The organism is Natronorubrum marinum (assembly GCF_052040125.1).
GTDB lineage: Archaea > Halobacteriota > Halobacteria > Halobacteriales > Natrialbaceae > Natronorubrum.
Genome location: NZ_JBPPFV010000001.1, coordinates 830,880 through 842,811, shown reverse-complemented (window position 1 = coordinate 842,811; position 11,932 = coordinate 830,880). Strand labels below are relative to the sequence as shown.

The following is an 11,932-nucleotide window of genomic DNA, read 5'->3' as shown; positions in this document are numbered from 1 at the left end:
AGTGATTTTCTCCCCGACCCGCTCGCCGAGAGCCGTGGCATCGTTCGGCCGGAGCCACTGGCTGATGGAGGGGCCTGCGAGATGATGTAGAAGCCTGCGAAAGTACGAGCGATTTCCGTTCCCGTCTAGAATCCTCTCGATCGATGCGGGAGCCTCACGACGCCTCTCTCAAGCGTTTTTCGATAGGGTGGCCGACATCGCCTCGGGTGGACTGCTCACCGGCGGAGCGTTATCATCCGTGCTCGACGCGGACACCGTCGGTCGCCATCGTCGCCGTCGGCGCGGGGTTGCGTCCTGCTCGTCGACCGGTATACCGACGATCTCGAGTTCCGACTCGAGTCAGCGCGTTTCGTCACCGAACTCGCTGGCCACACTCTCGTCGTCGTTCCCGTCGACGTCTCCGTCGTCTCTGGCCGGCCCTAGCGCCCGGAACGCGATCGTCGGAAATCGCGGGACGACGGAACTGGGTCGCCGCCCGCTCCCGTTTGCAGGGAGGGGAACCCGTTCGATGACGCCTCGGTCCGCGAGTTCGTAGAGAAACCGTTTGACCGTCCCCGCGGTCAGCGAGGAGCGGTCGGCGATCTCCGCCGCGACCTCGCGGATGGGGCGATCAGCCGAGTCGACGGCGACGAGATCGAGCAGGACTCGCTGTCGTGTTTCCGACAGTGCGAGCACGCGATCCAGGTGGACGCCGTCGTCGGGGACGTCGGCTCGAGCCGTCTCGAGGTGTGCGGTCTCGATGCGTTCGCTGCCATCCTCGGTCGCGAGGACGGCGGCCCCGAACAGCGCCGCGAGCGCGTCGTGGGCGTTGCCGTCGGCCCACATCGCGACCTCGCGAATGGGTTCGTGGTCGAGCACGCCGGCGGCGAGCCCCGTCGAGGCGCGGTCGGTGATTACGTCGACGAGTTCGTGGTGGCGGTACGTCGGTACGGGAACGGTGGGATTGTCGTCCGACCAGTCGTCGGGGACGCGTTGTCCGACGGCGACGGTCGACACGCTGTCGGCTACCGGTTCGAGCAGTTCGCAAACGCGACCGTAGGAGAGCGTCTCGGGTTCGTCGTGGTGGTCGATCGCGACGACTGCGTGGCGGTCCGGTCGAGCGACTCGTTTGCTCAGTCGTTCGCGCAACTCGTCGGTGCCGACGCCGCTCTCCGGGACGGGTTCCGTCGAAACGATCGACAGAACCGCCCGATAGAAGGCGAAGGCGCTCTCGACGCGTCGCGCGTCGACGTAGACGAACCACGTCACCGGGTCGGTGCTCCCCGCACGCGTCGTCGTGCCGATCGCTCGCGTCGACTCGCTGAGTCGCTCGTTCAGCGCGTCGAACAGCGCGATGACGATGGCCGAGGTTCCCGATCCCGCCGGGCCGACCACCGAGATCGGCGACGGCAACTCGCCGTCGAACACCGGCTCGAGCACGTCGAGTAACTGCTCCAGGACGGGGCCGCGACCCACCGGATCCGGCCGGTGGACGACCGGGCTGAGATGGTTTCGGTCGACGACGACCGACCGTCCCTGTCTCGCTGATCGTCGTCGGGCGATGCGTTCCTCCAGATCCATCCCTATGTCTCCCGTGATCCCTGAGCCGATTCGAGCGCCGTTCCGAGGAGGGCTGCCTCGAGCACCTCGAGCGTGTGTCTGATCTCGTAGCCGGTGCCGTGGCCCATCTGCATCGAGCAGGTCGGACACTCCGTGAGCCCGGTCTCGGCTTCCGCTTCCTCCATGTGGTCGAACATTTCCTCGCCGATCTTCATCGAGGTCTCGTAGTTCTCTTCCTTCCAGCCGTAGGTGCCGGAGATTCCCGAACAGGAGTCGCCGACGTCGTGTGCGTCGATGCCGTCGATTGCGTCTACCACTTCTATCGTCTGCCCATCGAGGCCCTGGTTACGTGAATGACACGGTGCGTGATAGGCGAAATCCTCTCCCTCGACGGAGGAACCTTCGAGTTCGGCCTCGAGATCCTCGTGGACCCGCAGATACTCGATGGCGTCCCAGGTGTTCTCGGCGACGTCGTCCGTTCCCTCGAAGTCGAACAGTTCGGGGTACTCCTGTCGGAGCGACATCGAACAGGAACTACAGGAGGCGATGATGTCCGCGCCGTCCTCGAGTGCGGCCCCGAGTTCGCTGACGTTCGTCTCGGCGGCCCGGCGGGCGTCCTCGAGCATGCCGTTGGCGAACATCGGCGTCCCCGAACAGGACTGATCGGGGACCATGACCTCGTAGCCGAAGTGTTCGTAGACCCGAACCAGCGCCTTGCCGACTTCGGGGGTGTTGTAGTTCGAGTAGCAGCCGTGGAAGTAGGCGATGCGCTTGTCGGGGTTTTCGACCTTGGCACCGCCGCGTTTGCTCCACCATTTACGAAAGGTTTCCGTGGCGAACTCGGGGAACTCCCGCTCGCTCGTGATTCCCAGCGTCTTCTCGCCCAGCCACTTCGTCACGGAGAGTCCCATCACGAAGTTTGCGGTGCGGGGGAACATCGCCGCGACCGGGGCGAGACGGCGGTAGTTCGCGAGAATTCGGTTTCGGAGATACTCGCGGGAGAGTTTGTTCATGTTCTCCTCGACGTACTCCCCGCGTGCGGTGTTGTGCATCTGCGAGAGGGGCACCTCGGAGGGACAGGCGCTGTCACAGCGCATGCAGTTCGAACACTTCATCACCGAGTCGTCGATGTCGTGGTCGTCCTGTCGTTTGAGTCGCCACTGCTCGGGGCCCTGGAACTTCGGTCCGGGGAACTCGTCGTCGACCTCCGCGACGGGACAGTTGGTGTCGCAGGTCGAGCACTTGTAGCAGTTGTCCGCGCCCGGTCGGAGGTCCATCTCCTCGGCCTCCGGAAAGACCTGGATCGGTTCGAACTCGTCGTCGCCCGGTACGTGGTCGTCGGTCGGTTGTTCTGCGTCGCTCATGAAGTCGAGATCACCACAGTCTGTCGGTCGCTGTCGGAACGGTCGCTCGAGTCGGTCATTTGCCACCCTCCTCGCCGGCTCGCGTCCCCGCGACGTAGCCCGTCGCGAGTGAGACGCCGGCACCGGATTTCTCGGCCGCGAAATCGTACCCGCCAAGTACGGTGCCGGCCGCGCGCAGGTTCGAAAACTCCGGCTCGTCGGCGGCATCGAGCGGCCGTAACTCGCGGTCGGCTGGCAGACCGAAACGCGCGTACGGCTGCTCTCCGAAGACGTCGTCGACGAACCAGTCGTAGCGGTCTTCGGCGTGAGGGACGTGACACTCGAAGATCGGTTCGAACACCCGCTCGCGCTCGGAGCGGACGCCTTTCCCGACCAGTCCACCCGTCGCGAGGACGTACTGCTCCGCGCGGTAGGGGATTTCGGCGCCGTGTCGGTCGACGACAACGTGGTCGATACGATCCTCCTCGCCCGCCCCGCTCTCGGTCTCGTATCCGATTACCGGCACGCCGGACGCCATTCGGACGCCCGCGTCCTCGAGCGCGTCGTACAACAGGTCCTCGAGTCGCATTCCCGGCAGACTCGGGGGACCCATCGGGACCTCGAAGACATCGACGCCGAGTGCGTCCGCGAGGTCGGCTCGTACTTCGTCGGCGTGCTCGTCGCCCAAAATTGCGGGGAAGCCGACGCGAGATTCGTCCTCGAGGTGCTCGCGGACAGTCGCCGCGAGCGCCTCGCGAGCGCCGGTCTCGCCGTCGCCCGCCGTCACTGTCTCGTCGTGATCGAGCAGGTGGGCGTACCGGGTCACCTTCGCGTCGTCCCGAACGATGCCGGGAAACGAGACGGTGACGCCGCGGGCCGAAAACGGCGCGCCGGCGGCTGCGAGGTGCTCCGCTGCGAGCGGCGCTTCGAAATCCGTCAGCGTCTCGAAGCCGACGAGCAAGGTGTCTCGAGCGTCGCTCGCTAATCCGTCGGCCGTCGAAACGGGGTACCGCGCGGTCGGCTTGACGGTGCCGCCGTGGGTCGGGACGAGCGCGTTCGCGTCCGTGTGCGACCCCGCGTACGCGTCGCCCGCAATCTCGTCGAAAAAGGCGATCGCCTCGCGGACGGCCTCGCTGCCGACGCGCTCGTAAGGGTGACCTTCGGGGAGGGCCTCGAGTGCTTCGTAGGGATCGACGAGCGGTCCCTCGCCGTCGGGCGTGTAGCCCAAAATATCGATCAAGCCGCTCGCGTGGCGCAGCGTGCTCTGTTTGTACGTGACGAGTCGGACCCGGGCGTCCCGTTCCGCGGCCGCGAGTGCGGCCGTCGCGCCGGCGAGTCCGCCGCCGATGACGAGGACGTCGTCCTCGATGGCCATCTCAGCGGTCACCTCGGCAACCGTCTCGCTCTCGAGGCCCTCCGCGGCCGCCGTCTGTGCGCGGCTCCGCTGTCGGTCGACCGGTATCGAACGCGTCGTACTCGAGCGCGTCCGGATCGTCCGCGTTCGCCGGATCCCGATCCCGGTTCATCGTCGTCGCGTGCAGGGCGTAGTTGAGCATCGCCTGCGAGAGCTGTTCGCCCCAGAGGGCGTGTCGTTCGCCCTTCCAGCGCTCCTGAAAGAGTTCGTCGAGCGACGCGCGGACCGTCGCCTCGTCGTACTCGGGGTGGAGCTCGTTGGCCATGTTCGCACAGCAAAAGCCCCCCTGACAGTTGCCCATCGAGGCCCGGGTTCGGATACGGACCGCGTTCAGGTCCGAGCCCGACTGGCAGATGGCATCCTGAACTTCCGCGCGCGTCACGCCCTCACACTGGCAGATGACGGGGTTCGCTTCGTTCGTGTTCAGAACGTTGCTCGCCCGACTGCCAAGTCGCTGTTTGCTCCGACGGGCGACCGGCGATCTGAGGCCGAAGTCGTCCATTCCGGCCTCGAGCGTTTCGATATTCTCGCTGCCGGGCAACGGCTCGTCGGCCGTCGCACAGGAGGCGTTCACGCCTAACTTGTCGCAGACGTGGTCCGAAATTTCCTCGGCCATCGCGCGGTAGGTCGTGAACTTCCCGCCGACGATGCTGGACATTCCCGAGACGCCGTCGCGGTCGTCGTGATCGAGCAGGAAGAAGTCTCGCGTGATGTCCGTCGGGTCCTGCGTGCCGGTTCCTGGCGGCTCGTACAGCGGTCGAACGCCCCAGAACGAGCGGATCGTTCTCGCTTCCTCGAGGATCGGGACGAGCTCCGAGAGGGTGTCGATCATCTGGTCGACCTCCCACCGCTCCTCGGGGTAGTCGTCCGGATCCGACACCTCCTCGTCCGTCGTCCCCAGGATCGCCGTCGTCTCGTGCGGGACGATGATGTCGGCGTCACCTTTCGGCTTGCAGCGGTTGATCACGGTGTCGACCTGCCGGACGTTCATGATCGTCATGACGCCCTTGGAGGGGCGAACCTCGACCTCGAGGTCGGCCATCGCGCCGATCTGGCCCGCCCACGCGCCCGTTGCGTTGACGACGTACTCGGCGGTGATCTCCTCGGTCGTTCCGGCGGCGTTGTGCGTCCGTTTACCCGGTCCCGATTCGTGGCGCACCTCGACGCCGTAGATGTCGTCGCCGTCGCGCAGCAGGTCCACCACTTCGGCGTGGGTCTCGACGCGCGCGCCGTGGTTCTCCGCATCGAGCGCGTTCGCGACGCAGAGTCGGAACGGATCGACCGCGCCGTCGGGGACCTCGATCGCACGTTTGACGTCTTTCGCGAGATAGGGTTCGACCTCGCGGGCTTCCCGACCCGAGAGGACGCGCGCGGGGATTCCGCAGTCGCGACAGCCCTCGAGTTTCTCCCGGAAGTAATCGTCCGAGTCCTCCGGACGCTGGACGAACAGGCCGCCGGTCAGCTCGACGCAGTGGCCCGCGATATCCCGGAGGATCTCGTTCTCTTCGATACACTCGGTCGCACTGGCCTGATCCGACACGGCGTATCGGCCGCCGCTGTGTAAGAGACCGTGCATGCGGCCAGTCGTCCCGTCTGTGAGGTTTCCTCGTTCGACGAGGGTGACGTCGAGCCCGCGCATCGCCAGATCCCTGGCGATACCACAGCCCGTCGATCCGCCTCCGAGAACGAGAACCTCGGTGTGGTCTGCCATCCCTTCGTTCGTACACTAGGCCCCCCTACTCTTTATTTTATCGACGGTCGGCTAACGCCCGTAACAACTGTCAGAGATTGGTGAATGTTATCATGGCGTACGGAATGGCGATGACCGAAAATCGCGATTATCGGCTTATTGCTGGGTCATAGTGTCTCGTACGAATAACGAAACCCGGGGTATGATGCTATTATTATGAATACAATATTATGTTTGCAGTAACATTTATGATGATAGTGGATATTGTTTACCAGTATCACGCGACCACCAGTAAACTCGCGTGGACAGCACAAGGGGTGACTACCAGTGACAGATAATACCTACGTCGGTGCGGTAGATCAAGGGACGACTGGGACGCGCTTCATCGTGTTCGATCACGGTGGGCAGGTCGTCGCGAACGCATACGAAAAACACGAACAGATTTACCCGGAACCCGGATGGGTCGAACACGACCCGATGGAGATCTGGGAGAATACGAAAAGCGTCATCACGCAGGCGCTCGGGCAGGCGGGCATCAGCCCCGACCAACTCGAGGCCATCGGCGTGACCAACCAGCGCGAAACGACGCTGCTGTGGGACGCCGACTCCGGCCGCCCGGTCCACAACGCCATCGTCTGGCAGGATCGTCGAACGACCGACCGCGTCGAGGAACTCGAGGAGGACGGGCTGGTCGGCACCATCCGTGAGAAGACCGGTCTCGAGGCCGACGCCTACTTCTCCGCGACGAAAGCGGAGTGGCTGCTCGACAACGCCGATCCGATCAAACTCGAGCGCTCGCGGCCCGAGGATATCCAGGACCGCGCGGCGAAAGGCGAGGTCCTGTTCGGCACGATCGACACGTGGCTGATCTACAACCTCACGGGCAACCACATCACCGAGGTCACGAACGCCTCGCGCACGATGTTGTACAACATCCACGACCTCGAGTGGGACGACGAACTCCTCGACGAGTTCAACGTACCCGAAGCGATGCTCCCGGAGGTTCGCCCCTCGAGCGACGACGAGACTTACGGCACGACCGACCCGGAGGGCTTCCTCGAGGCTGAGGTCCCCGTCGCGGGCGCGCTCGGTGATCAGCAGGCGGCCCTGTTCGGTCAGACCTGTTTCGACGCCGGCGACGCGAAGAACACCTACGGGACGGGCTCGTTCTTCCTGATGAACACCGGCAACGAGGCTGTCGAGAGCGACCACGGGCTGCTGACGACAATCGGCTTCCAGAAGTCGGGCGAAGACGTCCAGTACGCCCTCGAAGGATCGATCTTCATCACCGGCGCCGCGATCGAGTGGCTCGAGGATCTGACGCTGATCGACGATCCGGCGGAGACGGCCGAACTCGCCCGGAGCGTCGACTCGACCGACGGCGTCTACGTCGTCCCCGCGTTCACGGGCCTCGGTGCCCCCCACTGGGACCAGCGCGCACGCGGGACCATCGTCGGGATGACTCGTGGCACGCGCAAAGAGCACATCGTCCGAGCGACCCTCGAGTCGATCGCCTACCAGACGCGCGACGTCGCCGAAGCGATGGAGGCCGATTCGGGGATCGACATGACGAGCCTGAAGGTCGACGGCGGCGCGGTCAAGAACAACTACCTCTGTCAGCTTCAGTCCGACATCATCGGCTCGGAGATCGTCCGCCCGGTCGTCGACGAGACCACGGCACTCGGTTCGGCGTACGCAGCCGGGCTGGCCGTCGGCTACTGGAGCGACGTCGACAGCCTGCGCGACAACTGGCAGATCGACCGCGAGTTCGATCCGAAAATGGACAGCGATCAGGCCGACGAGCAGTACGCCCGCTGGCAGACTGCGGTCGACCGGTCGCTCGACTGGGCTCGCGACGGAGGGAGCGAATAGATGGTACTCGAGACCGCGTTGGGCGATCCGGTGTTCTGGATGGCCGCCCTGGCCGGCGGGGCCTTCGGTGCGGCGATCGGTGCCCTGCCGGCGTTCGTCTTCACCGGCTTCATGGTCATCGCCGGTGAGGCGGCAGCGTTCGCCGGTGGCGGCGAAGAGATCACCGGTGCGATCGGCTTCGGGCCGATCTTCGGTCCGCACATCGCCTTCGCCGGCGGTGCGGCCGCAGCGGCGTACGCGGCAAAGCAAGGGTATCCGGAACTCGACGATGGAAAAGATATCGCCAGTGCGCTCGGCACACACCGTATCGACGTGCTGGCCGTCGGAGCGATTTTCGGCATCTTCGGGTTTGCGGCCACCGAACTGCTCAATTACGCCGGGTTCGGAACCGACAACATCGCGCTGATAGTGTTCGTCTCGGCGCTCGTCCACCGCGTCGTCTTCGGCTACGACATCATCGGCGAAGTCTACGGGGACAACATCTTTGACATGAGCCCGGCCGAGCGCGACGAGGAGAACGCGCCCGGGATCTGGCTGCCGTGGCAGTACAAGTGGAGCGGCGTCGCGTCGATCGGGATCATCGGCGGTCTCATCGGTGGGTTCGTCTTCCTCGTCACGGACAGTCCCGTACTGGTGTTCGGTATCAGTGCGGCCAGTCTGGTGTTCCTCAACTGCGGCGTCGACAACTTCCCGGTAACGCACCACATCACGCTCCCCGGGTCCGTCGGTGCGTTCGGCGCGCTCTCGGCCGGGATGGGCGAGCCCATCGTGATGCTCTTCGCGCTCGGCTTCGGCGTCTTCGGAGCGCTCATGGGCGAGGTCTGTAACCGTGTCTTCTACGCACACGGCAAGACACACGTCGACCCGCCGGCGTTCGGTATCGCAGCCTCGGGGCTGCTCGCGACCCTGCTGGTCGCAGTCGGCGTCTTCGACGCGTCTATCTGGCCAACGTTCGGCCTCTGATAGCGACACCAACCACACCGGCTGCTCGCTCTGTTCGGTTTTCCTCTACGCGCGACCCCGCGTTGGCGATCGCAGACGCGATCGCGATACCCGCGCTATCGGCTATTTTTCGGGCCGAAGTCGTCCCGATCGATCTCCCTCAGGTAGCCCCTTCGCTCTTCGGCGGCTCGGCGTCGTCTCGAACCGTAACGACGGGGACGTCGGACATTCGAACGACCTTCTCCGTCACGCTCCCGAGCAGGTACCGATCCACACCCCGTCTGCCGTGGGTCCCCATGACGACGAGATCGATATCCGCGTGATCGGCGTACGCGAGGATAACCTGATAGGGATCGCCGACGTGAATAATCCCTTCCGTGTCGACGCCGTCGAACTGGCTTTCTACCTCCTCGACGATCTCGATCGCCCGCTCTCGAACTTCGTCATGCAGCTCTTCGTGATCGCCGCCAAGCATTCCGGATCGCGTCTCGTCGGATTCTCCACCGAGCATTCCGGATCGCGTCTCGTCGGAGCGTCCGCCGAGCATTCCGGACGGCGACCGTTCGGCGTCACCACCGCCCGTATAGCCGACGTACGAGGAGTTGACGACGTGCAGTATGTGGACGGTCGCGTCGTACCGCTCCGCCAGGTCCCTCGCGTGCTCGATCGCCGCGCTAGCGCCACTGCTCCCGTCTGTCGGAAAGAGGATATCGGTGTACATGGTTCGTCCCCAAGCGGACTCCTGGGGCGCTTCCTACCAGCACCAGCGCATTAGAGCTTGGGGGGTGTATTGCAAGCGCCGATACGGGAAGACCGGCTCTCGAGGCGAAACTCGAGCGTTCGACCGGAACTCCGACCCCAGTCGAGAACAATTATGTGGATAGACTCACTTTCTCTGGCACATGCCCGAGTCCGAGTCGCCGTCCCCGCCCGAACTGGAGTTCACCGAACGAATGCAACGGGCAGATCAGTGGAGCAAGTGGATCGCGATGGCGCTGACGGCTGGGTTCTTTTTCGTGACGCTACTGCTCACGACCAACGTCGAATTCAGTGCGGTCGTCGCGGCGGCTATGGGTATCGGGGTACGATTCGTCATCCCCTACCGGGTCACTATCTCCCGTCCTCCCGACGAACGCGAGCCGCTCGTCGCAGACCAAAGGGCCGTGCAGTTTCACCACGGTGCGGCCGGCGGCGCCCTGATACTCAGTTCCGTCGCCGCGGCCGTCGTGACGGTCGCCAGCGGGGAGTCGACCACGGGGCTGGTGGCGGGCGGGGTCGGACTGGTCGTCGCCTACGTCGCGTTCTCGAAGGCGTTCCCCAGCGCCTGACGGTTTCGCTGGACTCGAGTGCGCTGCTGGATTCGTTTTGGCGTGTGGATACCGCATTCGAACTCGTACGTTGGCGTCTATCCTCGCTCTGCAAACGTCTCCGTCGGCATACCTCCCCGCTCCGTCGGTACTGAATCGACCACAACTGATTTACGAGTGCGATTGCCTTTGAATCATATGTTTAGCCAACTCGAGCTCGCGAGACGCGACGGCCGAAACCTCCTGCTCGTTCTCGCGATCATGATTCCCGTCCTGTTTTTCGTCGCCGACGGAGCGCTAGAGGCTCGAGTCGTCGCGGCCGTCCTCGGTGGCGTCCTCACGGCGGTGACGTTTCTCGCGGTGACGGTCGCGATCAACCGGTTCGGACCGGACTACTGAGCGCCGAACGCGAGATGAAACGTCGCTGATCGAGCCTGACCGAGGGAGGAACAGACGCCGGCGGGGATCCGGCCGCCGTCGGTCACAGCATCTTTATTCTCACTCGCCAACAGCCAGCTATGACTGCTCCACCGCTCGCCCTCGACATCGACGGCACGCTCACCCGCCCCGACGGCTGGGGGATCGACCCGCGCGTGTTCGATCCGCTCCGCGACTGGGACGCCCCCGTCGTGATCGCGACCGGCAAAGCATTCCCCTACCCTGTCGCGCTCTGTCACTTCATCGGGATTCCGGAGCTCGTCGTCGCCGAAAACGGCGGCGTCGTCTACACCGGCGACGACGTCTTTTTCACCGCCGACCGCGAGGCCGCCCAGGCCGTCGTCGAGGACTACCGCGCCGCCGGCTACTCGCCCGGCTGGGGTGCCGAAAACACCGTCAACCGCTGGCGCGAGACCGAGGTCGCAGTCAACTTGGACCAGCCAATCGGCCCGCTGCGCGAGATCGCCGCCGAACACGGTCTCGAGGTGATCGACACCGGCTACGCCTACCACGTCAAGGACACGACGCCGAACAAGGGTGACGGGCTCGAGACGATCGCCGAGCACGTCGGTTTCGACCTCGAGGCGTGCGTCGCCGTCGGCGACTCGGTCAACGACGTCTCGACGTTCCAGGCAGTCGGTCGGAGTTTCGCCGTGGCGAACGCCGACGAGACGGCGAAGGCCGCGGCCGACGAGGTACTCGAGGAGAGTCACGCCGACGGAACGTTGAGCGTGTTCGAGCGGATTAAGGACACTGGATAAGCTGCGGTAGCCGACACGTGCGGTGGCGCGCGCTGGATCGCGGTGACTGGGAGGGAACCGCGATTCGAAGCTGCGCGAGGGATGAGTGAGTGACTGAAAGGAACGAACGAATCGGCTGGGGAGGGTGTGGCAATCATCGATGCCAACGACATTTCGAGCGCGCTCGGCCGCGTCACTCAGAACGCTTTTCTTCCGGCCGCCGAACGGTCACGTATGGTCACAGACACGCTCGTCGCCGTCTTCGGACTCGTGACGACGGTCGCACTCTTCGCCGTGGCCCACTGGGACGCGAGCCGCGTCGAGTTCTCGAGGCCGCTGCTGTGGGCCGCCATCGTGGCGGCTCCCTTCGCGGTCGGCATCGGACTCTATCTCTTCGTGCCGGCGGCGCCGATGACCGGCGTCATCATGACCGCCAACACCGGACTCGTGCTCTACGGCTTCGAACGGGAGGTCTCGACCGAGGACGAGGAGCCGGCCGAGCCGGGCGAGTTGCTCGAGTAGCGGATCGAGACGAGCCACGTCTCCTCCGAGACGGACTCGAGACTCCGATGGGGCGACCGTCCGTACCGCCCAGATCGAATCTCGCTGGGAGGGGACGTGACAACGAAAGAACTATTTTTCACCCT

Annotated in this window: 11 protein-coding genes; 6 read left to right on the top strand and 5 right to left on the bottom strand. The window is 64.7% G+C overall.

The features are described from left to right. Nucleotides 1-339: 339 nt before the first annotated feature. From ACSFC5_RS04315 to glpA, 4 genes are read right to left on the bottom strand one after another with little or no spacing between them, the layout of a single operon-like run. A complete protein-coding gene (locus tag ACSFC5_RS04315; RefSeq protein WP_440764017.1) occupies nucleotides 340-1,560 on the bottom strand; it encodes a Cdc6/Cdc18 family protein in 1,221 nt (406 codons plus the stop codon). 2 nt (nucleotides 1,561-1,562) lie between these two features. Next, nucleotides 1,563-2,903 carry an anaerobic glycerol-3-phosphate dehydrogenase subunit C gene (locus ACSFC5_RS04310; RefSeq protein ID WP_440764016.1) on the bottom strand — a complete coding sequence of 447 codons (1,341 nt, stop codon included), beginning with the start codon at nucleotides 2,901-2,903 and terminating at the stop codon, nucleotides 1,563-1,565. Between the two features lie 55 nt (nucleotides 2,904-2,958). Next, nucleotides 2,959-4,257: a glycerol-3-phosphate dehydrogenase subunit GlpB gene (gene glpB / locus ACSFC5_RS04305; RefSeq protein WP_440764015.1), complete on the bottom strand. Its 1,299-nt coding sequence runs from the start codon at nucleotides 4,255-4,257 to the stop codon at nucleotides 2,959-2,961. A 1-nt stretch (nucleotide 4,258) separates the two neighbouring features. Next, nucleotides 4,259-6,007, bottom strand: coding sequence for an anaerobic glycerol-3-phosphate dehydrogenase subunit GlpA (gene glpA / locus ACSFC5_RS04300; RefSeq protein WP_440764014.1), 1,749 nt, complete (start codon nucleotides 6,005-6,007; stop codon nucleotides 4,259-4,261). 306 nt (nucleotides 6,008-6,313) lie between these two features. Between glpA and glpK the strand changes: the two genes are divergently transcribed. Continuing rightward, nucleotides 6,314-7,858 (top strand): glycerol kinase GlpK, encoded by a 1,545-nt coding sequence (gene glpK / locus ACSFC5_RS04295; protein ID WP_440764013.1) that lies wholly within the window; start codon nucleotides 6,314-6,316, stop codon nucleotides 7,856-7,858. Then, nucleotides 7,859-8,821, top strand: a complete 963-nt coding sequence (locus ACSFC5_RS04290) for a DUF7973 family transport facilitator (RefSeq protein WP_440764012.1) — start codon at nucleotides 7,859-7,861, stop codon at nucleotides 8,819-8,821. Between the two features lie 139 nt (nucleotides 8,822-8,960). On the opposite strand, the gene ACSFC5_RS04285 is transcribed toward ACSFC5_RS04290, so the two are convergent. After that, on the bottom strand, nucleotides 8,961-9,521 hold the full coding sequence (locus ACSFC5_RS04285) for a universal stress protein (RefSeq protein WP_440764011.1): 561 nt from the start codon (nucleotides 9,519-9,521) through the stop codon (nucleotides 8,961-8,963). 181 nt (nucleotides 9,522-9,702) lie between these two features. Here ACSFC5_RS04285 and ACSFC5_RS04280 point away from each other — a divergent pair, with 181 nt between their 5' ends. From ACSFC5_RS04280 to ACSFC5_RS04265, 4 genes are all read left to right on the top strand, one after another. Then, the gene (locus ACSFC5_RS04280) at nucleotides 9,703-10,128 is read left to right on the top strand and encodes a hypothetical protein (RefSeq protein WP_440764010.1); all 426 of its coding nucleotides are present in this window, start codon (nucleotides 9,703-9,705) and stop codon (nucleotides 10,126-10,128) included. 177 nt (nucleotides 10,129-10,305) lie between these two features. Then, a complete protein-coding gene (locus ACSFC5_RS04275; protein ID WP_440764009.1) occupies nucleotides 10,306-10,506 on the top strand; it encodes a hypothetical protein in 201 nt (66 codons plus the stop codon). Nucleotides 10,507-10,625: 119 nt separating this feature from the next. Next, on the top strand, nucleotides 10,626-11,306 hold the full coding sequence (locus ACSFC5_RS04270; RefSeq protein ID WP_440764008.1) for a phosphoglycolate phosphatase: 681 nt from the start codon (nucleotides 10,626-10,628) through the stop codon (nucleotides 11,304-11,306). A 213-nt stretch (nucleotides 11,307-11,519) separates the two neighbouring features. Further along, nucleotides 11,520-11,807: a hypothetical protein gene (locus ACSFC5_RS04265; RefSeq protein WP_440764007.1), complete on the top strand. Its 288-nt coding sequence runs from the start codon at nucleotides 11,520-11,522 to the stop codon at nucleotides 11,805-11,807. The last annotated feature ends 125 nt before the right edge of the window (nucleotides 11,808-11,932 follow it).